This is a genomic window from Amycolatopsis rifamycinica, from assembly GCF_000695625.1.
GTDB lineage: Bacteria > Actinomycetota > Actinomycetes > Mycobacteriales > Pseudonocardiaceae > Amycolatopsis > Amycolatopsis rifamycinica.
In genome coordinates, this window is sequence record NZ_JMQI01000047.1 from 315,220 (window position 1) to 340,303 (window position 25,084).

A 25,084-nucleotide genomic window follows, 5' to 3' on the forward strand; every position below is an offset into this window, starting at 1 on the left:
GTGACATGATGGGGCGATGGCCCCGCGAGCGACCGTGGACGTCGAGTTCGCCATCCGCGTCACCGAACCCGGGCCCGCGGCGATCTCGGTCGCCGCGGCGCACGCCGACACCGAGGAGCTGACCGTGTCCTGGCACGGGACCAGCCGGACCGTCGAGTTCGCGCACGGTACCCGGGCCGAGGTCTTCGACCTCCCCGACGGCGAACACCGCGTCACCTACCACGCCGAGCGCGTGCTGACCGAGCCCGAACCCGAGCCGGTCACCCTCGCCGACGTCGCCGTGTTCACCCGGCCGAGCCGGTACTGCCCGTCCGATCGCGTCGCCGGGCTCGTGCCGCCGGAGATCGTCCAGCTCGGCAACGCCCGCGGGCAGGTCGAAGCCATCGTCCGGCACGTCCACCGTCGACTGTCCTATGTGGTCGGTTCGAGCCGTCCCGTCGACGACGCGATCGACACCCTCCTGGCCGGCGAAGGCGTCTGCCGGGACTTCGCGCACGTCTGCGTCACGCTCTGCCGGTTCCTCGACATCCCCGCGCGGTACGTCGGCGTCTACGCGCCCGGGCTCGCGCCGATGGACTTCCACGCCGTCTTCGAAGCCGCGGTCGACGGCCACTGGTCCGTCTTCGACGCCACCCGCCTCGCGCCGCGGCAGACCATGCTGCGGATTTCCACCGGCCGCGACGCCGCCGACACCGCTTTCCTCGCCACGCTCGGCGGCGAGCTCGACTTCCTCGGCAGCACCGTGTTCGCGACGACGGACGCCCCGCTGCCCGTCGACGACGGCTCCGGGTTGGTCGTTCTGGGCTGACCCGCGTGTTGCCTGCGCAAAGACGGCCCCGGCTGGGTAGACAGTCTTCGTGAAGAGTTCCCCCAAGGCGCCGAGCCAGTGGGCCCGGGCGCGCGCCCGGTACCGGTGGCTGGACCACATCGCCCGCGCGGCCAACCGGTACATCGACTCCGGTGGCTACCACTACGTCGCCTCGATCACCTACTTCAGCCTGCTGTCGCTGGTGCCGCTGCTGATGGTCGCCTCGTCGGTCGCCGGGTTCGTGCTGGCCACCCAGCCGCACCTGCTCGACACGCTGGTGCACGCGATCGTCAGCACGCTGCCCGGCGGGCTCGGCGACAAGGCCACGGAGCTGCTCACCGGCTTCGTCGAGCAGCGGACCAGCGTCGGCGTCGTCGGCCTGGCCATCGGCCTGTACTCCGGCTGGAACTGGATGAACGCGCTGCGGGACTCGCTGACGGCCCTGTGGGGGCAGAACCGGTCGGACCAGTCGCTGCTGCGGCTCATCCTCGTCGACCTGCTCGCCCTGCTCGGCCTGACCGCGGCGCTGCTGGTGTCGTTCACGCTCACCATCTCCGGGACCGCGCTCGGCGGCTACCTGCTCCGGCTGGCCGGTCTCGACGACACGAGCTGGGGGCACCAGCTCGTGTCGGCGTCCTCGGTGCCGCTGTCGCTCGCCGCCGACTGGCTGGTGTTCCTCTGGGTGCTCACCCGGCTGCCGCGGCAGAAGGTCGGCGTGCGCAGCGCGGTCCGCGGCGCGGTCGCCCTGGCCGTCGGGTTCGAGGTGCTGAAGCTGCTCGGCGGGTTCTACCTGCGGCTCATCGGCGACTCGCCGACCGGCATCGCGTTCGGCTCGATCATCGGCCTGATCTTCTTCATCTCGCTCGTCGCCCGGCTGCTCGTGTACGTCACGGCGTGGACGGCGACCGGCTCCGACGCGCCCCCGAAGCCGGTCCAGCCGCCGGCGCCGGTGGTGCTGAAGCCGACGGTCGTGGTGGACCCGCCGATGGCCGTGCCCGCCACGGTCGGCGTCGTCACCGGCGTGCTCGGCACCCTGCTCGCCCTCCGCCTGCGCCGTCGCTCCCGCCCCTGACAAGCGGGGCACTTTCACGTGAAAGTGCCCACCAGGAGACGGCACTTTCACGTGAAAGTGCCCACCAGGGGACGGCACTTTCACGTGAAAGTGCCGTTCACGAGCCGGGCTTCTCCGCACCCACCAGCCACATCGAGAAGTACTGGGACCCGCCGCCGTAGGCGTGGCCGAGGGCGCGGCGGGCGCCGTCCACCTGGTAGTCGCCGGCCCGGCCCATGACCTGCTTCGCCGCTTCGGAGAAACGCAGCATGCCGGACGCGCCGATCGGGTTGGACGAGAGCACCCCGCCGGACGGGTTGCACGGCAGGCGGCCGCCGATCGCCGTCTCGCCCTTCTCGGTCACCTTCCAGCCTTCGCCTTCGGGCGCGAACCCCAGGTTCTCCAGCCACATCGGCTCGAACCACGAGAACGGCACGTAGATCTCGGCGACGTCCACTTCGGACATCGGGTCGGTGATCCCCGCCTCGGCCCACAGCGCGGCCGCGGCCTCGCGCCCGGCCCGCGGGTTCACCTGGTCGCGGCCGGCGAACGTGGTCGGCTCGGTGCGCATCGCCGTCGCGTGGATCCAGGCCGCGCCGCCTTCGACGGCGTCCCCGGCGGCCTCGTCGCCGAGCACCATCGCGCAGGCGCCGTCGGACGACGGGCACGTCTCGTCGTAGCGGATCGGGTCCCACAGCATCTGCGACGCCCGCACCGACTCGACGGTGATGTCCGGCTGCCGCAGGTGCGCGTACGGGTTGAGGGCGCCGTTGCGCCGGTCCTTCGCCGCGACGATCGCCCCGACGTGCTCCGGCGCGCCCGAGCGGCGGATGTAGGACCGCACGTGCGGCGCGAAGTAGCCGCCCGCGCCGGCGCCCACCGGCATCTGGAACGGCGGCAGGATCGACAGGCCCCACATCGCGTTCGACTCGGACTGCTTCTCGTAGGCCACGGTCAGCACCCGGCGGTGGACACCGGACTGGATGAGCGACGCCGCCACCAGCGCCGTCGAGCCGCCGACCGAGCCGGCGGTGTGCACCCGCAGCAGCGGCTTCCCGGTCGCGCCGAGCGAGTCGGCGAGGAACAGCTCGGGCATCATGACGCCCTCGAACAGGTCCGGCGCCTTGCCGAGCACGACGGCGTCGATGTCGGCCCACTCCACCTGGGCGTCGAGCATCGCGCGGTCGATCGCCTCGCGCAGCAGGCCCGGCATCGAGACGTCTTGGCGCTTGGCGCGGTGGTGGGTCTGGCCGGTGCCGAGCACGGCGGTGAGCTGCTTGGTCATCGGGCCTCCAGCACGGTCACCAGGTTCTGTTGCAGGGCGGGCCCGCTCGTCGCGTGCGCCACGGCCTTGCGGGATTCGCCGCGGTGGATCCGGACCGCCGCTTCGCCGATCCTGGCCAGCCCGGCGGAGAACATCGGGTTCGCGGCCAGTGCCCCGCCGGAGGGGTTGATCTTCACGCCGTCGCCGAGCCCGAGCGCGGTGCGCAGGATGAGCTCCTGGTGGGTGAAGGGCGCGTGCAGCTCGGCGAGGTCGGCGCCGTCGAGGTCCAGCGCCTTCGCCGCGGCTTCGGTGGACGGCGACCGCGTCAGGTCACGGGCCCCGAGCACGGGGGAGTCGACGCGGTGCTCGATCCCGGTGATCACCGCCGGGCGCTCGACGATATCGCGTGCGCGTTCCACAGTGGACAGAATGATCACGGCGGCGCCGTCGGTGATCGGGGCGATGTCGTGCCGGCGCAGCGGATCCGCGAAGTACGGCGTGTCGAGCAGTTCCGCGACGTCCTTGCCGGTCCCGCGCGCGGCGACCTCGGCGAGGTCCTTTTCGGACCAGATCCCGGCCTCCAGGCCCAGCCGCGCCTGGATCCCGGCGATGGAGATCGAATCGGGCCACAGCGGCGTGACGACGTACGGGTCGAGCTGCAGGGCGAGCACCCGGCGCAGCCGCCCGGCGCTGGACTTGCCGAAGCCGTAGACGAGCGCGGTCTCGACCTCGCCCATCTTGATCTTCAGCCACGCTTCGTAGAGCGCCCAGGCGGCGTCCATCTCGACGTGCGACTCGTGGATCGGCGGGAACGCGCCGATCGCGTCGACGGCGGCGATGAAGGAGAACGCGCGCCCGGCCAGGTAGTCCGACGAGCCGGAGCACCAGAAGCCGATGTCCTTTTTGGATAACCCGGTCTGCGCGAAGACCTCGGCGAAGATGGGGACGAGCATCTCCACGCCGTTGGTGGTACCGGGAGTCTCGCGGACGTTGGGGGCCTTCGCGAAGCCCGCGATCGCGACGTCTGGCATCAGGACCTCACAGGTGGTGGGCGAAGGTTTCGTAAGCCGCGTCCGGCTCGCCGGTCGGCTCGAAGTGGCTGATGTTCTCCAGCGACGTCCACCACTGCTCGCGCGGCTTCCACGCGGCACGCACGCGCAGGCCCATGCGCACGTCTTCGGCGGCGCAGCCCAGCACGAGGTGGAGGAAGGCGATGTCGGCCCCGTCGAGCAGGATGTACGCGGCGACGTACGGCGGCTTGATCCGCTGGCCGAGGAACGGGACGTTGACGATGCAGAACGTCGTGACGATGCCGGTGTCGGGGAGTTCGACCTCCTCGGTGGTCGGCACGCCGTCGGTGGGGCACGCGCCGCGCGGCGGGATGTAGACCTTGCCGCAGGCGGGGCAGCGCTGGCCGATCAGCTTCCCTTCGGCGAGCCCGCGCAGGTAGGTGCTTTCCTCGGGCGACGCGGAGTGCGTGTACTCGAGGTGCACCGGCGTGATGACGACGCTGACCGGCGCGCCCTCGTCCCGTTCGGCGACCGGGGGAGCGGGCTCGGTGGGCGTGGTGTCCGCCGCGTCGGCGGGCAGGAAGTAGGCGATGTCCCGGATGTGCCCGACGACCTCGTCGGCCCACCGCACGCGCACCCGCTGTCCACTGTGGATGTTCTCGGGCGAGCCGGCGTCGACGGCGTGCAGCATGGGCGTGTCGGCGCCGTCGAGCTTCACCAGCGCCCAGGCGAAGGGCCGGCTCAGCGGCTGCCCGTCGAGGGGTTCGGGGCACCACGACCAGGAGACGACGGTGCCCTCTTCGCTCACGGGGACGAACTCGCCGAGCTGTTCGGCGGTCACCGGGTCGTACTCGACCGGCGGGACGTGCACCCGGCCGTCGCTGCCGCGGATGCCTTCGATCCGGCGCTCTCGCAGCGCGTTGACGAACCGCCCGAGGACGGGCCCGGTCGAGCGGGTGTAGTCGAAGCCGACGTTCAGCGGTGCCGCAAGCGGTGTCTCGGTCACGTCTTTGAGTGAAACATGTTCTTGTTCTACCGACAAGGTTCCTCCGCGGGCCGGTTCAATCCAACTGGAACGCGTTCTACGTCAGCGACCATCGAAGTCCGGCTTCCGCTTCTCGGAGAAGGCCCGCGGCCCCTCCTTGGCGTCCTCCGACGCGAAGACCTCGATCCCGTACTGCGAGTCCAGCTTGAAGGCCTCTTCCTCGTGCAGCCCCTCCGTGTCCCGCATGGTCCGCAGGATCGCCCGCACCGCCAGTGGTCCGTTCGCGTTCACCAGCGCGGCCAGCTCGAGCGCCTTCGCCAGCGCGGAACCGTCGGGGACCACGTGGCCGATCAGGCCGATCGCCAAGGCTTCGGAAGCGGACAGATGACGTCCGGTCAGCAGGATGTCCGCGGCCACCGTGTACGGGATCTGGCGCGGCAGCCGCACCGCCGAGCCGCCCATCGGGAACAGGCCCCATCGCGCCTCCGACACGCCGAAGCGAGCCGACTCGCCCGCCACCCGGATGTCGGTGCCCTGGAGGATCTCCGTCCCGCCCGCGATCGCCGGCCCTTCGACCGCCGCGATCAGCGGTTTCGTCAGGCGGCGGCCCTTCAGCAGGCCCGGGATGCGGGCCGGGTCGAACTTGCCCGAGGCGAACGACTCCGACGGCGAGTGGCGGGACATCGACTTCAGGTCCGCGCCCGCGCAGAACGCGCCGCCCGCGCCGGTCAGGACGCAGCTGCGGATCGAATCGTCGGCGTCGACCCGGTCCCAGGCGTCGACCATGATCGACATCATCTCGCCGGTGATCGCGTTGCGCGCCTCGGGCCGGTTCATCGTGACGACGAGGGTCTGGCCCTCCTGCGACACCAGCGCGTGCGGTTCACCCACGGAAGACCTCCTGAAGGAGCAGTGCCATTGCCCAGAACGATAACATGTTCTACTTTGAGGGCGTGGCACTCAACATCGCGGATCTTCTGGAGCACGCCGTCGACGCCGTGCCGGAGCGCGTCGCGGTCGTGTGCGGTGACCGGCAAGTCACCTTCGCCGAACTGGAGGCGCGGGCCAACCGGCTCGCCCACCACCTCGCCGCGCACGGCGTGGGACGCGGATCCCACATCGGGGTCTACTCCCGCAATTCGATCGAGGCCCTGGAGGCGATGGTCGCGGCGTACAAGCTGCGCGCGATCGCCGTCAACGTCAACTACCGCTACGTGCACGGCGAACTCGTCTACCTGTTCAACGACGCCGAGATCGTCGCGCTCGTGCACGAACGCAGCTACGCGGACAAGGTCGCCGCGGCGCTGCCGGAAGCGCCGAAACTGAAACACGTTGTCGTGATCGACGACGGCAGCGACGGCGACTACGAACGCTACGGCGGCGTCGACTACGAAGCCGCCCTCGACGCGCAGAGCCCCGAGCGGGACTTCGGGGAACGCAGCAACGACGACCTCTACATCCTCTACACCGGCGGCACCACGGGCTACCCGAAGGGCGTGCTGTGGCGGCAGGAGGACGTCTGGCGCGCGCTCGGCGGCGGCATCAACTTCGTCACCGGCGAGTACATCCCCGACGAGTGGACGCTCGCCGAGCAGGGCAAGGCCGGCAGCCTGAGCCGGCTGCCCGCCGCGCCGCTGATCCACGGCGCCGCGCAGTGGGCCGCCTTCGGCGCGCTGTTCACCGGCAGCCCGGTGGTCTTCGTGCCCCGCTTCGACGCCCACGAGATCTGGAAGGCCGTGCAGGAGCACAAGGTCCAGGTCCTCACGATCGTCGGCGACGCGATGGCCCGGCCGCTCATCGAGGCCTACCGCGAGGGGGATTACGACGCTTCGTCGATCGTCGCCGTGTCGAGCCACGCCGCGCTGTTCTCCCAGTCGGTGAAGCAGGAGTTCGTCGCGCTGCTGCCGAACGCCGTGATCACCGACGCCATCGGCTCGTCGGAGAGCGGCTTCACCGGGATCGGCATGGTCGGCAAGGACTCCGACCACAGCGCCGGGCCGCGGGTGACCTTCGGCAAGGACGCGATCCTGCTCGACGAAGACGGCAACGTCGTCGAGAAGAAGCCCGGCGCGGTCGGGCTGATCGGCCGCCGCGGCCACGTCCCGCTCGGCTACTACGGCGACCCCGAGAAGAGCAAGAAGATCTTCGTCGAGGTCGACGGCGCCCGGTACGTCGTCCCGGGCGACTACGCCCGTTACGAAGAGGACGGCACGGTCACGCTGCTCGGCCGCGGCTCCCAGTGCGTCAACACCGGCGGCGAGAAGGTCTACCCCGAGGAGGTCGAAGGGGCGCTCAAGTCCCACCCCGACGTCTTCGACGCGCTCGTCATCGGCGTCCCGGACGAGCGGCTCGGCCAGCGCGTCGCCGCCGTCGTCCAGCTGCGCGAAGGCGCCGAACCGGATCTCGCCGCCATCGAAGAGCACGTCCGCGGCGAGGTCGCCGGGTACAAGGTGCCGCGCACGATCTGGCTGGCCGGCGAGATCGGCCGCTCGCCCAGCGGCAAACCGGACTACCCGTGGGCCCAGCGCTACGCCGCCGAGCACGAACCGGCCGCGGCCCAGCCCGTCTGAGCCCCTGACTACCGACCCAGAAGCGTCACTTTCACGTGAAAGTGGCGCTCGGAGGAGGACGAGAGAGTGCGGACACCCCTGTGCGACCGGCTCGGCATCGACCTGCCGATCATCGGGTTCACCCCGTCGGAGCACGTCGCCGCGGCCCTCAGCCGCGCCGGCGGGCTCGGCGTGCTCGGCTGCGTCCGGTTCAACGACGCCGCCGAGCTCGACCGGGTGCTCACCTGGATGGACGAGAACACCGGCGGGAAACCGTACGGCGTCGACATCGTCATGCCGGCCAAGGTGCCCGCCGAGGGCACGCAGGTCGACCTGGCGAAGCTCATCCCGGACGGTCACCGCGCGTTCGTCGACCGCGTGCTGAAGGAGCTGTCGGTGCCGCCCCTGCCGGACGACACCGACGAGCGCGCGGGGGTGCTCGGCTGGCTGCACTCGGTGGCCCGGTCGCACGTCGAGGTCGCGCTGAACCACCCGATCAAGCTGATCGCCAACGCGCTCGGCTCGCCGCCGCCGGACGTCATCGGCCAGTGCCACGACAAGGGTGTCCCGGTCGCGGCGCTCGCCGGGAAGGCCGAACACGCGGTGCGGCACGTCGAGACCGGCGTCGACTTCGTGGTGGCGCAAGGCTACGAAGCCGGCGGGCACACCGGCGAAATCGCGTCCATGGTGCTGGTGCCGGAGATCGTCGACGCCGTCGACGTGCCGGTGCTCGCCGCGGGCGGGATCGGCTCCGGCCGCCAGGTGGCCGCGGCGCTCGCGCTCGGCGCGTCCGGCGTCTGGATGGGCTCGATGTGGCTGGCGACCGAGGAGTACCTGCAGACGATGGGCGAATCGGTCGCGATGCAGCAGGCCCTGGTCGCGGCTTCGTCGTCGGACACGGTGCGGACCCGGATCTACACGGGCAAGCCGGCCCGGTTGCTCAAGACCCGCTGGACCGAGGCGTGGGCGGCGCCGGACGCGCCCGAGCCGCTGCCGATGCCGCTGCAGAACCTGCTGGTTTCCCACGCCCACAACCGCATCCACGCGGCGAGCGACCCGAGCGTGGTGTCGATGCCGGTCGGGCAGATCGTCGGCCGGATGAACGCGGTCCGGCCGGTCGCCGACGTCGTCGCGGAGCTCGTCTCCGGCTACGAAGAAGCGCTTTCCCGGTTGGACAAGACCCGCTGAAAACCATGAGGGTCGCCTTCACGGACGCGATGTCCGTGCAGGCGACCCTCATGGCATGTGGGCACCGGCTGCCGGGGGAGGATCAGCAGAGGCCGGTGTACCAGGCCGGTGTGTTCGGCTTGATGCGCGTTCCGGCGGGTCGAAATCGTTCCGATGAAACGAGTCGTCGATTTCGTGATGCGCCGGACATCAATGAACCTAGAAGGGGAGCCAAGATCTCGGCAAGCCGTTTCAGGCAGGCTTGAAGCGCCGTTCCGCGCGCCGGCGGGTTGGGCTCGAGGCGTGAACGAGTCGATCCCGCGTGACGGAACACGTCACGCGGGATCGATGTCGGTGGTGATCCGGCAGGGAGCGCTACAAGCCGGCGGCCGCCGCGGCGATCTTCGACGCGAACGTGCTCACCTCGGTGTAGACGCCGGGCGCGTGCGGCCGGGCGCAGCCGTCACCCCAGCTGACGATGCCGACCTGGATCCAGGCACTGTTGTTGTCCCGGCGGAACATCGGGCCACCGGAGTCGCCCTGGCAGGTGTCGACACCGCCGGAGGCGAGGTTGCCCGCGCAGATCTCGGCGCTCGGGATCAGGTCGGGGTAGCTGCCGCCCTGGGCGGCGCAGGTGGCGTCGTCGACGAACGGGACCGTCGCCTTGAGCAGGTACCGCTGCTGGGAGCCGCCTTCGGTCGCCGCGCCCCAGCCGGCCACGGTGAACGTGCCCGAGTTGTACGCCGTGGTCGTCGCGATCGGCAGGGTGGACAGGCCGCTCACCGGGCTGGCGAGCTTGATCAGCGCCCAGTCGCCGCCGGTCGAGGTGCCGTACGTCGGGGACCGGTAGACGTAGGTCGAGCGGATCTTCTGCGCGCTGGAGCTCTGCAGGTCGACCACGCCGACGGTCGCGGTGATCGAGGTGTTGCTCCCGGTCCGGCTGACGCAGTGCGCCGCGGTCAGCACGATCTGCTTGGTGTACAACGCCCCGCCGCAGCCCATCGAAAGCCGGACCATGAACGGGAATTCGCCCTGGGCCGCCCGGGTTCCGCCGACGACGTCGGTGGCGGGCGGCTGGGCCGCGGTGGCGATCGCGGGGGTGGCGAACGAAGCCGCCGCGGCGACCGCGGCGAGTGCGGTGGTGGCGTTTCTCAGCAGGGTGAACCAGCGCTTGGGAGCCAAGGGGATCAGTCCTTCCAGTGTCCACAGTGGAAGTGGAGCTCGAGAGCGGCCCCATGACTACACCAGGTGTTCACAGAGCGGGACAACCAACTTTCTTCGGATCTTTCGGGCGGTTGGGTGATTTCTCACCGCCGGATCCGACGAACGCCGTAGGCCAGACCGCCCAGCAACAGCGCGCCGCAGCCGGCGAGCACCGACGGCAGCGGCAGGCTGAAGGCCAGCACCACGCACCCGGCCAGCCCGAGCACGGCGATCGGCCGCGCCTTCCCGCTCAGCGTGAACGCCGCGGCGTTGGCGACGGCGTAGTACGTCAGGACGGCGAAGGACGAGAAGCCGATCGCGGCGCGCAGGTCGATCGACGCGGCGAGCACGGCGACGACGACCCCGACGGCGAGCTCGGCCCGGTGCGGCACCTGGTAGCGCGGGTGCACGGCGGCGAGGAAGCGAGGGAGGTGGCCGTCCCGGCTCATCGCCAGCGTCGTGCGCGAGACGCCGAGGATGAGCGCGAGCAGCGAGCCGAGGGCGGCGACGGCGGCGCCGACCCGGACGACCGGGGCGAGCCACCCCGGGACGGCCGCGGCGATCGGGTCCGGGCTCGCGGCGAGCGCGGCCGGGCCGAGCCGGACGAGCAGCAGCACCGCCAGCGCGGCGTAGACCACGAGCGTGATGCCGAGGGCGAGCGGGATGGCGCGGGGGATGGTGCGGGCCGGGTCGCGGACCTCCTCGCCGAGCGTGGCGAGCCGCGCGTACCCGGCGAAGGCGAAGAAGAGCAGCCCGGCCGCTTCGAGCACGCCCCCGCCACCCGGCCAGGCGACGAGCGGGCCGCCGCCGGCGGGCCCGGCGGCCATCGCCACGCCCGAGACCAGGAGCACGAGCAGGGTGCACGACACGATCACCCGGGTGGCGAGCGCCGACCGGTGCACGCCGAAGTAGTTGACGGCGGTGAGCGCGGCGACCACCGCGACGGCGAGGAGGCTCCGCCACGGCTGTCCGAGCCCGGGCGCGGCGTAGGCGACGACGGTCAGCGTCATCGCGGCGCAGCTGGCCGTCTTCCCGGTGACGAATCCCCACCCGGCCAGGTATCCCCAGAATTCACCGAGCCTTTCCCGGCCGTATACGTAAGTACCCCCGGATTGCGGATAAATCGCGGCCAGTCGCGCCGAAGACGTCGCATTGCAGTAGGCGACCACGGCCGCCAGGACCAAGGCGATGAGCAATCCGGCTCCCGCGGCGCGGGCCGCCGGGGCGAACGCGGCGAAAACGCCCGCCCCGATCATCGAGCCCAGGCCCAGGAAGACGGCGTCGGCGAGGCCGAGCCTGCGGGTGAGGGAAGTCGGGGGCATCCGGGTGATCCTCCAGGTAACGGCCGTGTTGCGTGCCACAGCGAACCACGGCGCACGGCAAACCGAATAGGGTCGGTTCCGTGCCCGCCCCTTCGCGCCTTTTCCGCCTGTCCGCCGACGGCCCCGTCCTCGACGGGATTCCCGAACACGGCCGCGTCCCGCGTTACTACGCGGTCAAGGTCGAACTGCTGGCGGTGATCGCGGAACTCGGCGAGGGCGCGGTGCTGCCCACGGAACGGGAATTGTGCGAACGGTTCGAAGTGTCGAGGGCGACCGTACGGCAAGCGGTCGCGGAACTGGTTCTCGAGGGCAGGCTCAGCCGCCGCCAGGGGAGCGGCACGTACATCGCCGGCCCGAAGCTCGTCCAGCCCCTGGCCCCGACGGGGCGGCGGCCGGGCATCCGCCCCGGCCGCACCGCGATCACCCTGGAGCGGCGCCCGGCCGGACGCGCGCTGGCGGCCGACCTGCGGGTGACGTCGGACGCCGAGGTGTTCCACCTCGAGCGCGTCCTGCTGGCCGGCGACGAGCGCGTCGGGCTCGAGTCGACATATCTCCTGGCGTCGCGGTGCCCGGACCTGCTCGAGGTGTTCGTCCCGGAGCAGCCGTTGAACGAGCAGCTCGGCGTGGAGCCCGCCGGGGCGGAGGAGCGGGTCGAGACGGTGCTGGCCACGCCGCGCGAGGCGCTGCTGATCGGGACGAACCCGGCGCTGCCGATGCTGCTGACGCACCGGATCTCGTGGGGCCCGGACGGAGTGCCGTTCGAGCGGGTGCGGTCGCTGTACCGCGGGGACCGGCTCAGCTTCACCACCCGCCTCGGCGGCTGACGGCGGTCACGGTCCGCGCGGTTTCCGGTTCGCCGATGCAACCCGGGGCCGGTCCGCTCCGTCTGGCAGGTATGCGTACCACGGTGAAACTGCTGGGTGCGGGCCTGCTGCTCGTCATGGCGACGGCCTGTGCGGCGAACTCCGGCGCGGGTGCTCCGGCGGGCACCGGTCCGGGGCCCTCGGCGACCACGACGTCGGCGAGCGCACCGGGAACCGTCACGCCCACGCTCGGCCCGCCTCCGTCGCAGACGGTCGGACGGCCGACGCAGGGCATCGCGCCGGGTGACGACGTCGTCGCCGAAACGCAGGTCAACGCCCGCGCGCTGCCCGAGGGCTACCCGCGCAGCCTCACCCGCGGCCTCGACGGGCGAACCCTGCTCCTGCAGGCCGAGGAGGGCGGCTGCCGCCGCATCTCGGCCCGCGTCGGCGAGCAGACCGCGCAGCAGGTGGTCGTGCTGATCACCGTGCTGCCGGCCCCCAAGGGCCAGATGTGCCCGGACTACCTCCGGGAGATCAAGATCCCGCTCGCCCTCGCGGCGCCGCTCGGGACACGCACGGTCGTCCTCCGCCAGGGCTGAGCACCACCGACGCTGGGAGGGCCGCCCCGGGGTGCCCGGGAACATCTCCGGGTGCAACCCACGGGCGTCCCCGTTCCGTCCTGACACCATGAGGTACTCAGCGAAGGTGGTCGGGACGGGCGCGCTCCTGCTGATGGTGACGGCCTGCGCCGGCCACGACATGGCCACCAACCAGCCCGCGGGTTCGACCGGCAGCGTGTCGGTCCCCGCACCGGCGTCTCCGTCGCCGACCGAATCGACGCCGCCCGGGGCGAACCCGCCGGGCAAACCCCGGCTGACCGTGCCCGAGGGCAGCACGCCGGTTCCGGCGGACCGGATCGACGCGACCGCGCTGCCCGCCGGGTTCCCGCGCGAGGTGTGGACGGCCAACGGCGGCACCGTCCTCAACATCCGCGCCCAGGAAGGCGGCTGCGGTCACGCGCTCGGCGAGGCGGCCGAGCAGGCGGGCGACCGCGTCGTCGTCAACCTGAGCGAGACGAAGGCCCAGACGAACCAGATGTGCACGATGGACATCCGCTACCCGGTGATCTCGGTCGCGCTGGCCGCCCCGCTCGACCAGCGCACGGTGGTGCTGAAGACCACGCCGCCGAAGTAAAGGCGGGCACTTTCACGTGAAAGTGCCCACCTGCGGGCGGCACTTTCACGTGAAAGTGCCGCGGTCCGGACCACGGCCTGCGCGTGGTCCGCTTTGTCGAAGCTGTCGAAAATTGTCGGGGCTCCCGCTGAACCGCCGCCGTGACCGGGCCGTGTCCCGGGGTGAGGTGGCGATCAGAGAGGAGGGGCCCATGCCCCGGTTGAGCAGTGGCCGGCACCGCAAACAGGCGACCGTCGGACTGGCCGCGTTGCTGGGCGTCGCCGGGATCACCGCGACCGCCATCGCGCTGAGCAGTCCCGCGGGCAACGCGGCCGAAGCGCCCAAGGAGAATTGCGGGGGACTCGACACCGCCCTGCAGAACAACCTGACCTTCATCGCGGGCCAGCAGGCGAACCCGGACGCGCAGTCGGCCGCGCGGATCGCCAACCGGCAGGCCGTGGTGGACCTGATCCAGCAGCGGCGGCAAGTGGCGGGCTGCACGGCGAACGTGGCGGCGGGCAACGGCCAGGCGGCCGCGGCGCCGGGCAATTCCGGCAACGCGCCGGGCAAGGCGCAGGCGCCCGGCCAGCAGAAGAAGCAGGAGCAACCGGCCGCCGGTGGCGCGGCGGGTGAAGTCGTCTGCGCCGGTTCCACCGTGACGCTCTCGGGCGAAGGCGGCGCGCCGGCCGCGTCGAGCAACCAGTTCCCGGCCGGGACGAAGCTGAAGGTGACCAACCTGGACAACTCGAAGTCCACGACGGTGGAAGTGACGTCGGTGTCGGGCAGCTGCACGCTGCTCAACAACGCGGCCTTCGAACAGGTCCGGGAGCCCGGCAAGTTCCTCATCCGGCGCGCGCGGATCGAGCGCGTCGGCTGAGGGAGGAGGGGACACCGGCGGCGGGCCGGTGTCCCCTTTCCTCTGTGGACTAACGGAAACTGATCTGCAGCACCGGATCACCGGTGCTGGCGAAGAAGTCGTTGCCCTTGTCGTCGATGACGATGAAGGCGGGGAAGTCCTCGACCTCGATCTTCCAGACGGCTTCCATGCCGAGCTCGGCGTACTCGAGGACGTCGACCTTCTTGATGCAGTCCTGCGCGAGCCGCGCCGCCGGGCCGCCGATGGAGCCGAGGTAGAACCCGCCGTGCGCCTGGCACGCGGTCGTCACCTGCTTCGAGCGGTTTCCCTTGGCCAGCATGACGAGCGAGCCGCCGGCGGCCTGGAACTGCTCGACGTAGGAGTCCATCCGCCCGGCCGTCGTCGGGCCGAACGAGCCGGACGCGTAACCTTCGGGCGTCTTCGCCGGGCCGGCGTAGTAGACCGGGTGGTTCTTGAGGTAGTCCGGCATCCCCTCGCCGGCGTCGAGCCGCTCGGCGATCTTGGCGTGCGCGATGTCCCGCGCGACGACCAGCGGCCCGGTGAGCGAAAGCCGCGTCTTGACCGGCAGCTGCGAGAGCTGGGCGCGGATCTCGGCCATCGGCCGGTTGAGGTCGACGGCGACGACGTCGTCGGAAAGGTCTTCCTCGGTGACGTCGGGCAGGAAGCGGGCCGGGTCGCGCTCGAGCTGTTCGATGAAGACGCCGTCGGCGGTGATCTTGGCCTTGGCCTGCCGGTCGGCGGAGCAGGAGACGGCGATGCCGACGGGGCAGCTGGCGCCGTGGCGGGGGAGCCGGATGACGCGGACGTCGTGGCAGAAGTACTTCCCGCCGAACTGCGCGCCGATGCCGAACTGCCGGGTCATTTCGAGGACCTGCTGCTCGAGGTCCGGGTCGCGGAAGGCGTGCCCGAGTTCGGAGCCTTCCTGCGGCAGGTTGTCGAGGTAGCGCGCGGAGGCGAGCTTCGCGACCTTGAGGTTGAACTCCGCGGACATCCCGCCGACGACGACGGCGAGGTGGTAGGGCGGGCAGGCGGCGGTGCCGAGGCTGCGCAGCTTCTCGTCGAGGAACCGCGCGAGCCGCTTCGGGTTCAGGACGGCCTTGGTCTCCTGGTAGAGGAACGTCTTGTTGGCGCTGCCGCCGCCCTTGGCCATGAAGAGGAACTCGTAGGTCGGGTCCCCCTCCTTGTGGTAGAGCTCGATCTGCGCGGGCAGGTTGGTGCCGGTGTTGCGCTCGTCCCAGAAGGTGAGGGGAGCCATCTGCGAATACCGCAGGTTCAGCTGCTGGTAGGCGTCGTAGATGCCCTGCGAAAGGGCGCGTTCGTCGTCCCCGCCGGTGAGGACGCCTTCGCCGCGCTTGCCGATGACGATGGCGGTCCCGGTGTCCTGGCACATGGGCAGCACGCCCCCGGCCGAGATGGCGGCGTTGCGCAGCAGGTCCATGGCGACGAACCGGTCGTTGCCGCTGGCTTCGGGATCGTCGACGATGGCCCGCAGCTGCCGCAGGTGTGACGTGCGCAACAGGTGCTGGATGTCGGTGATGGCGGTGCGGGCGAGCGTGGTGAGCGCCTCGGGGGCGATCTTCAGAAAGGTCCGCCCGGCGGCTTCGACGGTTTCGACGCCCTCGTCGGTGACCAACCGGTATTCGGTGGTGGTGTCCTTGCCCAGCGGGAGGACTTCGGTGTGCTGAAACGTGGTGGACGGCACTGCCAGGCTCCTTTGCCAGCTCCGGGATCGGTCCACCCTACGCAGCGGCGGCGGCAACGCCGAAGAGGCATGCGGTCACTGTGGGCCACCCCACGCCCCCGAAAACTCCCCCGCCCTCCCAGGGGGGCGTGCCCTTGTCCAGCGTATCGGGCGCGCCTGACGAAAAGCCGGGAAAAGCGCGCTCAAGGCCTGGTTGTCCCCACCTCGGCCGAGTTGTGGACAACGCAACGCCAGCCGCCCCGGTCCCGGTGCGCGAGCAGCGAACCGGAAGGGTCGCTCGCGCGCCGGAACGAGGTCGCCTCACGTATCGGGACGGCGGCCGGTGGGCCGGGTGTGCCGCGGAAGCTGGTCGGGAGGCCGGGTCCACCCCGACGGACCCGACCTCCCGGGGAAAGCTCCCGGATGCGTGCACACCCGGTCGCGAGGCCTGCGCCGGCACTGGTCGTTCCGTGGCCGTCTCCACGAGGCTGGCGTGACGCACGTCATAAGTCAACGCCGCCGAACGGGTGCTGGCGGAGGGTTGCTACCCAGGCCTGTGAACGACGAAACCCGGCTTTCGTGGAAAATTTTCACGCCCCGCCGAGCACCTGGTCAGCGCGGTGCGAAAACGGCCGAGGGCGGGTGCACGATGTGCACCCGCCCTCGGCCGGGAACCAGAAACCGATCAGCTGGCGTAGGCGCGCAGCCGGTCCGCGCGCTCGCCCTGGCGCAGCTTCGACATGACCTCGCGCTCGATCTGGCGGACGCGCTCGCGGGACAGCCCGAAGTGCTTGCCGATCTGGTCGAGCGTGCGCGGCTGGCCGTCGTCGAGGCCGTAGCGCAGGCGGATCACGTGCTGCTCGCGGTCGTCCAGCGTGGCCAGCACCCGGCGCAGGTCGTCCTGGAGCAGACCCGAGATCACGGCGCTCTCCGCGTCCGTCGCCTCGGAGTCCTCGATGAAGTCGCCCAGCGGGGCGTCCTCCTCCGTACCGACCGGCATGTCCAGGCTTACCGGGTCACGCGAGTGGTCGAGCAGGTCCGAGATCTTGTGCGCGGGGATGCCCGACTCGGCGGCCAGCTCCTCGTGCGTCGCGTCGCGGCCGAGCTGCTGGTGCAGGTCGCGCTTGATGCGGGCCAGCTTGTTCACCTGTTCCACCAGGTGGACCGGCAGCCGGATGGTGCGGCCCTGGTCGGCCATGCCCCGGGTGATCGCCTGCCGGATCCACCAGGTGGCGTAGGTCGAGAACTTGAACCCCTTGGAGTAGTCGAACTTCTCCACCGCGCGGATCAGACCCAGGTTCCCCTCCTGGATCAGGTCGAGCAGCGGCATCCCCCGGCCGGTGTAGCGCTTGGCCAGCGAGACCACCAGGCGGAGGTTGGCCTCCAGCAGGTGGTTCTTGGCCACGTGGCCGTCGCGGACCAGCGCGGCCAGCTCGGTGCGGCGCTTGGCCGTGAGCTCCTCGGCGGTGTCCAGCATGTGCTGGGCGAACACGCCGGCTTCGATGCGCTTGGCCAGCTCGACCTCGTCGGCCGCCGACAGCAGGGCCGTCTTGCCGATGCCGTTGAGGTAGACGCGGACGAGGTCGGCGGCGGGGCTCTGGGCGTCGAGGTCGGCGTCGGTGAGCGTCCCCACGCTCAGCGGCTCCTCGGTCGTCTGAGCCGGGATGCGCTCGCGAATCCCGCGCGACTCGCGTTCGAGAGTCTGGACTGACATTCTGCCTCCCCGGTCACGGGCTGAACGTGCTGCTGCGGTCGTCCACCGGGTGCGTACCCGCGAACCGGGGCCTGTGGATCCCGGTACGCCGGTCCGGCCGGCTTGGCTGGACATCTGGCACAACGCTCCGGGTTCCCAAAACGTTCCCGGCTCGTCACAGGAGAAGACGGATGCCGGAGCGATCCGGTTGCTCAACCAATGCTGAGCTTTTGCTGAGAACGTTCCGTGACCGGGGAACCTGAGAATTCCCTATGAATCCGGTCAGAAATCGAACCGGATCTCAATGGTTTAGACCTCTACCAGAACCGTGAATGGACCGTCGTTGACGCTCGAGACCGCCATCATGGCGCCGAATCGTCCGGTCGCCACGGTGGCGCCGCGGCCGCGCAGCTCGGCCACGACGGCGTCCACCAACGGCTCGGCGACCTCCGGCCGGGCGGCCTGCGTCCACGACGGCCGGCGCCCTTTCTTCGTGTCGCCGTAGAGCGTGAACTGGCTCACCACGAGCAGCGGCGCATTCGCCGTGGCGCATGATTCCTCGTCGCGCAGCACCCGCAGTTCGTGCAGTTTGCGCGCCATCGTGGCGGCCTTCGCGATGTCGTCGTCGACGTGAATTCCCAGCAATACCAGCAAACCCGGCTCGTCGATCGCGCCGACGACCGCACCGTCGACGGTGACGTCCGCCCGCGTGACGCGGGCCGCGACCGCCCTCACCGGCCCGCCGGAACGAGCATTCCGTGCCGCACCAGCTCCCGGACGACGGGCAGCGCGGCGGCCGCCAGTTCCTCCGGCGACAGGCCCTGCGCGGCCGCCAGCAGCTCGATCAGGTCCGCCAGCGGCAGCGCGCCGCGGCAGCCCGCCAGCAGCCGGGTCGCCAGTTCGTCGACTTCGTGCTGCCAGCCGGGCCCGTCGGTGCGGTGCAGCCGCCGGATGGTCGTCTCCCAGCCTTCGTCCCCGGGTTCGTCGACGCTTTCGAGCAGCACCGTGTCCGGCACCACAAATCGGACATCGAGCAATGAATCACCGGATTCGCGCAACCATTCCACCCGGTCCAGCCAGCCCGCCGCTTCCGGCCCCAGCGGGTCGTCGTAGGCCTGCCGCAGGTCTTCGCACACGACGGTCGGTGTCCGCCCGGACGCCCGCCGCAGCGTGACGAACCCGAATCCCACGCCCTGGACGTCGTTCGCGGCGAACCAGTCGAGCCACGCGGCCGCCTTCGCCCGGCCCTCGGGCGAGCGCGGGTCCAGCCCCGCGTCCCGCAGCCAGGTGCCGACGTACAGCGCCGGATCGGCGACGTCGCGCTGGACGAACCAGGCGTCGGTCTCGGCGGGCAGCCAGCGGCTCACCCGATCGGCCCAGTCCTCGCGGGAGGTGTGCAGCCAGGACGCGAGCAGGTGGCCGGTGCCGCCGTCGTTGAGGAAGCCCGGCAGCTGGCGCACGACCAGCGCGCTCGCGTCGTCGCCGGCCAGCCCGGAATCCCGGTACGTGTAGTCGACCCGCGCCGGGCCGACCACGAACGGCGGGTTGCACACGACCTGGTCGAACTTCCGCCGCGCGACCGGCGCGAACCACTCGCCGCGGACGAGCTCGACGGCCAGCTCGTTCAGCCGGAAGGTCGCCGCGGCCAAGGCGAGCGCCCGCGCGGAGACGTCGGTCGCGGTGACGCGCCGCGCGTGCCTGCTCGCGTGCAGCGCCTGCACCCCGTTGCCGGTGCCCAGGTCGAGCAGGGTGCCGACCGGACGGCGGCTGGTGGCGCGGATCAGCGACAGCGACGCGTGGCCGACGCCGAGCACGTGGTCTTCGGGCACGGTGTGGCCCAGCAGGTCGGCGTCCAGGTCGGAGACGACCCACCAGGAGCCCTCTTCGTCGCCGTGGGGCCGGATGTCGAGGGCGGCGCGGTAGCCCTCGCGCGCCGAAGCCAGCACGCCCGCGGCCACGGCTTCTTCGGGGGAAAGCGGCGCGAGGGCGGCCTTCACGGCCGTCTCCGGCTCGGTGCCGCCCAGCAGGAACAGCCGGATCAGCGTGCCGAGGTCGCCCGCGTCCCGGCTCGCGCGCTCCGCCGGCACCGGCTCGCCGCGGCCCAGCGCGGCGTGCGCGGCCCCGCCGAGGGCCGCCACCACGCCGTCGGCGTCGTAGGAGGTGCGCCGGAAGGCCTCGCGCAGCCGCGCGCAGACGTCGTCGGACAGGTCGGGCAATGCCTCTCGCGTGCTCACGGTGGGTAATGCTGCCACGATGGCCCCCGTGACCCTCGAACGCGTCCTCGCCCCGCTCGACGCGGCGCTGCCCGAACTGGAAGCGCTGTACATCGACCTCCACCGGCACCCGGAGCTGTCCTTCGCCGAGACGCGGACGGCGGCGGAACTGGCCCGGCGGCTCGAGGGCGACGGCTACGAGGTGCACACCGGCATCGCCGGCACCGGCGTCCTCGGCGTGCTGCGCAACGGCGAGGGACCGGCGGTGCTGCTGCGGGCCGACATCGACGCCCTGCCGGTCGAGGAGAAGACCGGGCTGTCCTACGCCAGCACCGCCCGCGCCACCGACGAGCACGGCACCGACGTCCCGGTCATGCACGCCTGCGGGCACGACATGCACGCCACCTGGCTCTCCGGCGCCGCCGCGCTGCTCGCGAAGGGCCGCGACACGTGGTCCGGCACGCTGCTGGTGGTGTTCCAGCCGGGGGAAGAGGGCGCGGGCGGCGCCGCGGCGATGGTGCGCGACGGCCTGTTCGACGTCGCGGGCAAGCCCGACTTCGTCTTCGGCCAGCACTTGGTGCCCGGCCCGGCAGGCTGGGTGCTCACCCGGCCCGGCGTGATCATGGCCGCCACCGACACGCTGCGCGTCACCCTGCACGGCCGCGGCGGGCACGGTTCGCGCCCGGAGACCACCGTCGACCCGGCCGTGCTGGCCGCGTCCGTGGTGCTCAAGCTGCAGACCGTCGTCTCGCGCGAGATCGCCGCCACCGACTCGGCCGTGGTCACCGTCGGTTCGCTGCACGTGGGCACCGCGGCCAACGTGATCGCGGACGACGCCGTCATGGAGGTCAACGTCCGGTCGTTCGACCAGGCCGTGCGCGAGCGGGTGCTGGCCGCGGTCGAGCGGATCGTCCACGGCGAGGCCGCCACCGCCGGCGCGCCGAAGCCGCCGGTGATCGAGCGGTCCGGCGCCTACCCGGTCACCGAGAACGACGAGGCCGCCAACGAGGCGCTCACCGAAGTCTTCCGCGAGCGCTTCGGAGCCGACGTGGTGATGCCGGCCCCGCTGATCACCGGCAGTGAGGACTTCAGCGAGTTCGGCCGCGCGGCGGGCGTGCCGTCGGTGTTCTGGCTGGTCGGCGGCTTCGACCCGCCGACGGTCATCTCGGCGATCACCGAGGGCCGGTTCGAGCGCGACATCCCGTCCAACCATTCGCCGCGGTTCGCCCCGGTGCTGCACCCGACCCTGCGCACCGGCATCGAAACCCTCGTCGTCGCCGCGTTGAGCAAGATGCGTCACCCCGGTGTCGGATGAACCGCGCAGGTGGGACGATGGACGGCGGAGGTGGTGCAGTGACCACGCCCGCCAAGGATTCGGACCCGGTGCTGATCACCGGGGCGGCCCCGTCGTACGAAGAGCAGTTAGCGGCACGCAAGCGCAAGTACGTCATCATGATGGCCTGCCGCATCCCGTGCCTCATCCTCGCCGGGCTGACCTACCACACGTGGTGGCTGGCGCTGGGGTTCCTGGCGATCTCGGTGCCGCTGCCGTGGATCGCGGTGCTGATCGCCAACGACCGGCCGCCCCGCAAGTCCGAGAAGGTGAACACCTACCAGCGCGAGGCGACGGCGATCGAAAGCACCACCCACCGCGTCATCGACGGCTGAAAGGCGCCACTTTCACGTGAAAGTGGCGCCTCCAGGTGGGCACTTTCACGTGAAAGTGCCGCCTCAGGTCGGCTGGGGGCCCACCTTGCCGACGGCCAGCGCGCCCAGGCGCGTTCCGTGCCGGAGGGCGTCCACTGTGGACTGGCCGGCCAGCCAGCCGGTGAGGACGCCCGCGTCGAAGGCGTCGCCCGCGCCGGTCGAGTCGATGCAGTCGGCCTCGACCGCCGGCACGCTCGTGACGCCGTCCGCGCCGACCCAGCTGGCGCCCTCGAGCCCGGCGGTGACCACCACCGCGCCGACCGTGCCGAGCAGGTCCTTCGCCGACGCCGGGTCCGCCGAACCGGTCAGCGCGACCAGTTCTTCGGTGTTCGGCATCAGCAGGTCGACCCCGCGGACGTCGGCCAGGAACGCCGCCGGGTCGGTGATGTGCGCGGCGGCCTGCGGGTCGACCGACGTGGTCAGCCCCGCCTCGCGAGCGGCCGCCAGCGCGGCGAGGCCGGCTGCCCGCGACGGCGGGTCGAGCAGCACGTAGCCGGACAGGTGCAGGTGGCTCGCCCCGGCGAGCGCCTCGGGGGTGACGTCCTCGGGCGCGAACCGCTGGTTCGCGCCGCGGTCGGCCAGCATGCTGCGCTGCCCGGACCCGTCGACCATGACCACGACGCAGCAGGTCGGCGCCTCGGGGTCGACGGCGAACGCGCACCGCACGCCGGCCGCCTCCAGCTCGGCCCGGATCAGCCGGCCGCCCGGGTCGTCGCCGATCCGCGCGACCAGCGTCGTCTCCGCACCGAGGGACCGCAGCCACAGGGCCGTGTTCGCGCCCGCGCCGCCGCCGGTGAACCGGATCTTCGCGCGGGCGTCGCCGCCGTGCGGCAACGGCTTGTCGTGCCGGGCGATCACGTCGAGGGCCGCGTCACCGACCACCACGATCCCGGTCATGCCAGCGCCACCGCGACCTCGGTGGCCAGCTTCGCGTTGTTCAGCACCAGCGCCTCGTTCGCGTCGATGCTCACGCCGCCACTGGCGGTGTGGAAGTGCTCCAGCAGCACCGGCGTGACGTCGGCGCCGTGCACGCCCCGCTCGTCGACGAGCGCGAGGCCCTCGGCAAGCAGCCGGTCGTGCAGCTCTTTGTCCATTTCGGACGCTTCGGGGATCGGGTTCGCCAGCAGGACACCGGAATCCGCGTACGCACGGTGCGCGTCGATGACGGCGGCGGCCTGCTTCGGGTCGTCGACCCGCCAGCCGACCCGGTGCCCCGACGAGCGGAGGTAGAACGCGGGGAAGTCGTCGGTGCGGTAGCCCAGCACCGGCACCGAATTCGTCTCCAGCACCTCGAGCGTGGCCGGGATGTCGAGCACCGACTTCACGCCGGAGCAGACGACCACGGTCGGCACCTTCGCCAGCACGCCGAGGTCCGCCGAGACGTCCCAGGACTGCGCGGCGCCGACGTGCACGCCGCCGAGCCCGCCGGTGGCGAACATGCCGATCCCCGCCGCGGCGGCCAGCGCGGCCGTGCTCGCCACGGTCGTCGCGCCCGAGCGGCCGAGGCCGACGGCGGGACCGAGGTCGCGCAGCGAGAGCTTGTCCAGGCCGGCGTCCGGCGCGCAGACGCGCTCGAGCTCGGCGGGGGACAGGCCGACGACGACCCGCCCGTCGAGCACCGCGATCGTGGCCGGCACGGCGCCGCCGTCGCGGACCACGCCCTCGAGACGGCGGGCGACGTCGAGGTTGCGGCCCGGCGGCAGACCGTGGGACAGGATGGTGCTCTCCAGCGCGACGACGGGGTGCCCGTCACGCAGCGCCGAGGCGACCTCTTCGTGCAGCGAGAGTGCGGTAGTCACGAGGAACCATCATCGGTGATCGCCCCGCGCCCGGCGCCAGTGGGTCAGCTCGGCGGTCAGGTTCTTTCCGGCGGCGCTCGCCCAGCGTGTCCGCGCGGCTTCGCTGCGGTAGAGCGGCCGGGACAGCAGGCGTTCGAGGACGGCGATGCGCCCTTCGCGCCAGACGTCGTCGGGGTACTTCGCGTACTCCTCGCGCACTCCGCGGGCGTACGCCGCGTACTGCTCTTCGGACGCGCCGAGGACGGCGAGGTCGGCGTCGAGCAGGGCGGTGGCCAGGCGGTCGTCCGGCGGTGCGTCGTGCTCGATCGTGGCGAGGACCAAGCCTTCGACGCGCTCGATGTGCGCTTCGGCCACCCCTTCCAGCGCTTCGCGGGCCCAGGCCGCGCTGGCGCGCTCGTCTTCGCCGGGCTTCGCGTCGTACACGACGTCGTGCGTCCAGGCCGCCACGGCGACCAACGCGCGATCGGTGGTGCTCAGGTCTTCGGCCAGCCACGCGGAGTCGCGCGCGACGGCGGCCGCGTGGTCCAGCGTGTGGTACCGGCGGTGGGGCTCGCCGTAGCGGGCTTCCAGCCGCGGCCAGGCGCCGGACGTGCCGCCGAGCGCGGCGACCGCGTCGGGCCACTCCATCAGTCGAAGATCCCGCGCGGCCGCGCCACCTGGTCGAGCCAGTCCTCGAGCTGCTTCTCCCAGTCGACGCCCGGCTTCATGGTGAACATCCCGAGGAAGTCCTGGCCGCGGCCGCCGAACCCGCCGGTCTTGCTCACCCGGACCCGCTTGGTGACCTCCAGCACGACGTCGGTGCGCTCGGCCGAGGTCAGGAAGGTGACCGCGACCTGGGAGAAGACGCTCGCGAAGCGCGGCGAAGGCGTGAAGCGGATCTCCTGGAAGAACGGCAGCTGCTGGCGGGCGCCGTCGACCCGGCCCCGCTCGAGGACCGCCTCGCGGAAGGTGAAGCCGACGCGGCTCAGCGCGTCGAGGATCCGCTTCTGCGCGGGGAGCGGCTCGATCGCGACGGCGTCGGCGTCGAACGGGTCGCCGACCGCGGCGGCCAGGTCCAGCTCGGCCCGGACGCCGACCGCCGTGCCGGGCAGCGGCTTGGCGTAGACGCTGGTCACCGGCGTCTCCCAGGGCAGCGGCACCTCGAACGGCACCCGGACCTGCTGCCCGGCCCGGATGACCTCGTTCCCGACCAGCTGAGTGGTGCCGAACGGGAGGTCTTCGGTCCTGCCGCCGGGGACCTGGACGCGGGCGAGCAGCGTCACCGCGAGGCCGTTGATCTCCTGGTCGACCTCGCCGCCGAGCAGCAGCACCTCGCCGTGCAGGGGACGGCCGGGAGCGGCGGTGCGGTCGAGGAGGCGGGCGTCGATCTTCGCCCCGCCCGAGCCGAACGTCGCGAGCACCTTCTGGAACATGCCCGGGATCCTGCCAGGTGGAGGGGCCGATCGCGGGAGGTTCGGCGGGAGTCGGGCACAATGGCCGGGTGAGCACCGAGACGCTGACGAAGCCGGAAACCACGCCCGAGGGCACGGACACCACCGACGACGACTCGCCGAAGATGTTCCACTACGTGAAGAAGAACAAGATCGCCGAGAGCGCGGTCATGGGCACTCACGTGGTGGCGCTGTGCGGCGAGGTCTTCCCGGTGACGAAATCGCCGAAGCCCGGGTCGCCGGTCTGCCCGGCCTGCAAGGAGATCTACGACAGTCTCCGTCCGGGGAAGTGATCCCGGCCTGAAGCCCGGCGGGTGGACCCGCCGGGACTTCTTGCTGTCCGGAATCG

Annotated in this window: 25 protein-coding genes; 11 read left to right on the forward strand and 14 right to left on the reverse strand. The window is 71.6% G+C overall.

From position 1 onward, the window contains the following. Window positions 1–16: 16 nt before the first annotated feature. Window positions 17–808 (forward strand): transglutaminase-like domain-containing protein, encoded by a 792-nt coding sequence (locus DV20_RS23125; protein WP_043783588.1) that lies wholly within the window; start codon window positions 17–19, stop codon window positions 806–808. 49 nt (window positions 809–857) lie between these two features. Further along, window positions 858–1,880 (forward strand): YhjD/YihY/BrkB family envelope integrity protein, encoded by a 1,023-nt coding sequence (locus tag DV20_RS23130; protein ID WP_043783590.1) that lies wholly within the window; start codon window positions 858–860, stop codon window positions 1,878–1,880. A gap of 97 nt (window positions 1,881–1,977) precedes the next feature. Here the strand turns inward: DV20_RS23130 and DV20_RS23135 are convergent, their stop codons facing one another. The 4 genes from DV20_RS23135 to DV20_RS23150 all read right to left on the reverse strand — a co-directional run bounded on the left by DV20_RS23135 (window position 1,978) and on the right by DV20_RS23150 (window position 6,009). Next, window positions 1,978–3,144 (reverse strand): thiolase domain-containing protein, encoded by a 1,167-nt coding sequence (locus DV20_RS23135; RefSeq protein ID WP_043783591.1) that lies wholly within the window; start codon window positions 3,142–3,144, stop codon window positions 1,978–1,980. Then, window positions 3,141–4,154 carry a thiolase domain-containing protein gene (locus DV20_RS23140; RefSeq protein ID WP_043783593.1) on the reverse strand — a complete coding sequence of 338 codons (1,014 nt, stop codon included), beginning with the start codon at window positions 4,152–4,154 and terminating at the stop codon, window positions 3,141–3,143. The genes DV20_RS23135 and DV20_RS23140 overlap by 4 nt, the downstream gene beginning before the upstream one ends. Window positions 4,155–4,161: 7 nt before the next feature. Beyond that, window positions 4,162–5,139: a Zn-ribbon domain-containing OB-fold protein gene (locus DV20_RS23145; RefSeq protein WP_043783595.1), complete on the reverse strand. Its 978-nt coding sequence runs from the start codon at window positions 5,137–5,139 to the stop codon at window positions 4,162–4,164. 81 nt (window positions 5,140–5,220) lie between these two features. Continuing rightward, the gene (locus DV20_RS23150) at window positions 5,221–6,009 is read right to left on the reverse strand and encodes a crotonase/enoyl-CoA hydratase family protein (RefSeq protein WP_043783596.1); all 789 of its coding nucleotides are present in this window, start codon (window positions 6,007–6,009) and stop codon (window positions 5,221–5,223) included. A gap of 62 nt (window positions 6,010–6,071) precedes the next feature. Here DV20_RS23150 and DV20_RS23155 point away from each other — a divergent pair, with 62 nt between their 5' ends. Together DV20_RS23155 and DV20_RS23160 are read left to right on the forward strand one after the other, a co-directional pair. Then, window positions 6,072–7,688, forward strand: a complete 1,617-nt coding sequence (locus DV20_RS23155) for an acyl-CoA synthetase (protein WP_200876480.1) — start codon at window positions 6,072–6,074, stop codon at window positions 7,686–7,688. 66 nt (window positions 7,689–7,754) lie between these two features. Next, window positions 7,755–8,855: an NAD(P)H-dependent flavin oxidoreductase gene (locus DV20_RS23160; RefSeq protein ID WP_043783599.1), complete on the forward strand. Its 1,101-nt coding sequence runs from the start codon at window positions 7,755–7,757 to the stop codon at window positions 8,853–8,855. A 354-nt stretch (window positions 8,856–9,209) separates the two neighbouring features. Here the strand turns inward: DV20_RS23160 and DV20_RS23165 are convergent, their stop codons facing one another. Next, entirely contained in the window at window positions 9,210–10,016 is an 807-nt protein-coding gene (locus DV20_RS23165; RefSeq protein WP_043783601.1) for a S1 family peptidase, read from the reverse strand. 125 nt (window positions 10,017–10,141) lie between these two features. Next, the gene (locus DV20_RS23170; protein WP_200876481.1) at window positions 10,142–11,359 is read right to left on the reverse strand and encodes an APC family permease; all 1,218 of its coding nucleotides are present in this window, start codon (window positions 11,357–11,359) and stop codon (window positions 10,142–10,144) included. An 80-nt stretch (window positions 11,360–11,439) separates the two neighbouring features. Between DV20_RS23170 and DV20_RS23175 the strand changes: the two genes are divergently transcribed. From DV20_RS23175 to DV20_RS23190, 4 genes are all read left to right on the forward strand, one after another. Then, window positions 11,440–12,183: a GntR family transcriptional regulator gene (locus DV20_RS23175; RefSeq protein ID WP_043783604.1), complete on the forward strand. Its 744-nt coding sequence runs from the start codon at window positions 11,440–11,442 to the stop codon at window positions 12,181–12,183. A gap of 71 nt (window positions 12,184–12,254) precedes the next feature. Further along, window positions 12,255–12,761 carry a DcrB/PsbP domain-containing protein gene (locus DV20_RS23180; protein WP_235190922.1) on the forward strand — a complete coding sequence of 169 codons (507 nt, stop codon included), beginning with the start codon at window positions 12,255–12,257 and terminating at the stop codon, window positions 12,759–12,761. A gap of 88 nt (window positions 12,762–12,849) precedes the next feature. Continuing rightward, the gene (locus DV20_RS23185; protein WP_235190923.1) at window positions 12,850–13,356 is read left to right on the forward strand and encodes a hypothetical protein; all 507 of its coding nucleotides are present in this window, start codon (window positions 12,850–12,852) and stop codon (window positions 13,354–13,356) included. A gap of 190 nt (window positions 13,357–13,546) precedes the next feature. Further along, a complete protein-coding gene (locus DV20_RS23190) occupies window positions 13,547–14,212 on the forward strand; it encodes an RlpA-like double-psi beta-barrel domain-containing protein (RefSeq protein ID WP_043783607.1) in 666 nt (221 codons plus the stop codon). A 49-nt stretch (window positions 14,213–14,261) separates the two neighbouring features. On the opposite strand, the gene DV20_RS23195 is transcribed toward DV20_RS23190, so the two are convergent. The 4 genes from DV20_RS23195 to DV20_RS23210 form a co-directional block, all read right to left on the reverse strand. Further along, window positions 14,262–15,914: a fumarate hydratase gene (locus DV20_RS23195; RefSeq protein ID WP_043783609.1), complete on the reverse strand. Its 1,653-nt coding sequence runs from the start codon at window positions 15,912–15,914 to the stop codon at window positions 14,262–14,264. A 664-nt stretch (window positions 15,915–16,578) separates the two neighbouring features. Beyond that, complete coding sequence (locus DV20_RS23200; RefSeq protein ID WP_043783610.1) at window positions 16,579–17,607, reverse strand: sigma-70 family RNA polymerase sigma factor; 1,029 nt, start codon at window positions 17,605–17,607, stop codon at window positions 16,579–16,581. A 288-nt stretch (window positions 17,608–17,895) separates the two neighbouring features. Then, window positions 17,896–18,321 (reverse strand): D-aminoacyl-tRNA deacylase, encoded by a 426-nt coding sequence (dtd, locus tag DV20_RS23205; RefSeq protein ID WP_043783612.1) that lies wholly within the window; start codon window positions 18,319–18,321, stop codon window positions 17,896–17,898. Continuing rightward, the gene (locus DV20_RS23210; protein WP_200876482.1) at window positions 18,318–19,820 is read right to left on the reverse strand and encodes a DUF7782 domain-containing protein; all 1,503 of its coding nucleotides are present in this window, start codon (window positions 19,818–19,820) and stop codon (window positions 18,318–18,320) included. The genes dtd and DV20_RS23210 overlap by 4 nt, the downstream gene beginning before the upstream one ends. A 28-nt stretch (window positions 19,821–19,848) precedes the next feature. Between DV20_RS23210 and DV20_RS23215 the strand changes: the two genes are divergently transcribed. Then, window positions 19,849–21,114, forward strand: coding sequence for an amidohydrolase (locus tag DV20_RS23215; protein WP_043783731.1), 1,266 nt, complete (start codon window positions 19,849–19,851; stop codon window positions 21,112–21,114). Window positions 21,115–21,131: 17 nt separating this feature from the next. Beyond that, window positions 21,132–21,467, forward strand: a complete 336-nt coding sequence (locus DV20_RS23220; RefSeq protein WP_043783618.1) for a DUF3099 domain-containing protein — start codon at window positions 21,132–21,134, stop codon at window positions 21,465–21,467. A gap of 63 nt (window positions 21,468–21,530) precedes the next feature. On the opposite strand, the gene DV20_RS23225 is transcribed toward DV20_RS23220, so the two are convergent. The 4 genes from DV20_RS23225 to DV20_RS23240 are packed head-to-tail and all read right to left on the reverse strand — an operon-like array spanning window position 21,531 to window position 24,717. Continuing rightward, entirely contained in the window at window positions 21,531–22,403 is an 873-nt protein-coding gene (locus DV20_RS23225; protein ID WP_043783623.1) for a carbohydrate kinase family protein, read from the reverse strand. Further along, window positions 22,400–23,305: a pseudouridine-5'-phosphate glycosidase gene (locus DV20_RS23230; protein WP_043783626.1), complete on the reverse strand. Its 906-nt coding sequence runs from the start codon at window positions 23,303–23,305 to the stop codon at window positions 22,400–22,402. Before DV20_RS23230 ends, DV20_RS23225 begins: the two co-directional genes overlap by 4 nt. 9 nt (window positions 23,306–23,314) lie before the next feature. Then, window positions 23,315–23,932, reverse strand: coding sequence for an HD domain-containing protein (locus tag DV20_RS23235; protein ID WP_043783629.1), 618 nt, complete (start codon window positions 23,930–23,932; stop codon window positions 23,315–23,317). Continuing rightward, a complete protein-coding gene (locus tag DV20_RS23240; RefSeq protein WP_043783631.1) occupies window positions 23,932–24,717 on the reverse strand; it encodes a sporulation protein in 786 nt (261 codons plus the stop codon). The genes DV20_RS23235 and DV20_RS23240 overlap by 1 nt, the downstream gene beginning before the upstream one ends. Window positions 24,718–24,785: 68 nt before the next feature. On the opposite strand from DV20_RS23240, the gene DV20_RS23245 reads away from it, so the two are divergent. Beyond that, the gene (locus DV20_RS23245; protein WP_004561020.1) at window positions 24,786–25,028 is read left to right on the forward strand and encodes a DUF3039 domain-containing protein; all 243 of its coding nucleotides are present in this window, start codon (window positions 24,786–24,788) and stop codon (window positions 25,026–25,028) included. Window positions 25,029–25,084: the final 56 nt, after the last annotated feature.

What these genes read in the sequence shown, in the direction of transcription:
- DV20_RS23200 (WP_043783610.1), bottom strand. Translation starts at nt 17,607, where the DNA reads ATGTCAGTCCAGACTCTCGAACGCGAGTCGCGCGGGATTCGCGAGCGC.
- DV20_RS23225 (WP_043783623.1), bottom strand. Translation starts at nt 22,403, where the DNA reads ATGACCGGGATCGTGGTGGTCGGTGACGCGGCCCTCGACGTGATCGCC.
- DV20_RS23240 (WP_043783631.1), bottom strand. Translation starts at nt 24,717, where the DNA reads ATGTTCCAGAAGGTGCTCGCGACGTTCGGCTCGGGCGGGGCGAAGATC.
- DV20_RS23220 (WP_043783618.1), top strand. Translation starts at nt 21,132, where the DNA reads ATGGACGGCGGAGGTGGTGCAGTGACCACGCCCGCCAAGGATTCGGAC.
- DV20_RS23125 (WP_043783588.1), top strand. Translation starts at nt 17, where the DNA reads ATGGCCCCGCGAGCGACCGTGGACGTCGAGTTCGCCATCCGCGTCACC.
- DV20_RS23235 (WP_043783629.1), bottom strand. Translation starts at nt 23,932, where the DNA reads ATGGAGTGGCCCGACGCGGTCGCCGCGCTCGGCGGCACGTCCGGCGCC.
- DV20_RS23180 (WP_235190922.1), top strand. Translation starts at nt 12,255, where the DNA reads ATGCGTACCACGGTGAAACTGCTGGGTGCGGGCCTGCTGCTCGTCATG.
- DV20_RS23190 (WP_043783607.1), top strand. Translation starts at nt 13,547, where the DNA reads ATGCCCCGGTTGAGCAGTGGCCGGCACCGCAAACAGGCGACCGTCGGA.
- DV20_RS23170 (WP_200876481.1), bottom strand. Translation starts at nt 11,359, where the DNA reads ATGCCCCCGACTTCCCTCACCCGCAGGCTCGGCCTCGCCGACGCCGTC.
- DV20_RS23185 (WP_235190923.1), top strand. Translation starts at nt 12,850, where the DNA reads ATGAGGTACTCAGCGAAGGTGGTCGGGACGGGCGCGCTCCTGCTGATG.
- DV20_RS23140 (WP_043783593.1), bottom strand. Translation starts at nt 4,154, where the DNA reads ATGCCAGACGTCGCGATCGCGGGCTTCGCGAAGGCCCCCAACGTCCGC.
- DV20_RS23135 (WP_043783591.1), bottom strand. Translation starts at nt 3,144, where the DNA reads ATGACCAAGCAGCTCACCGCCGTGCTCGGCACCGGCCAGACCCACCAC.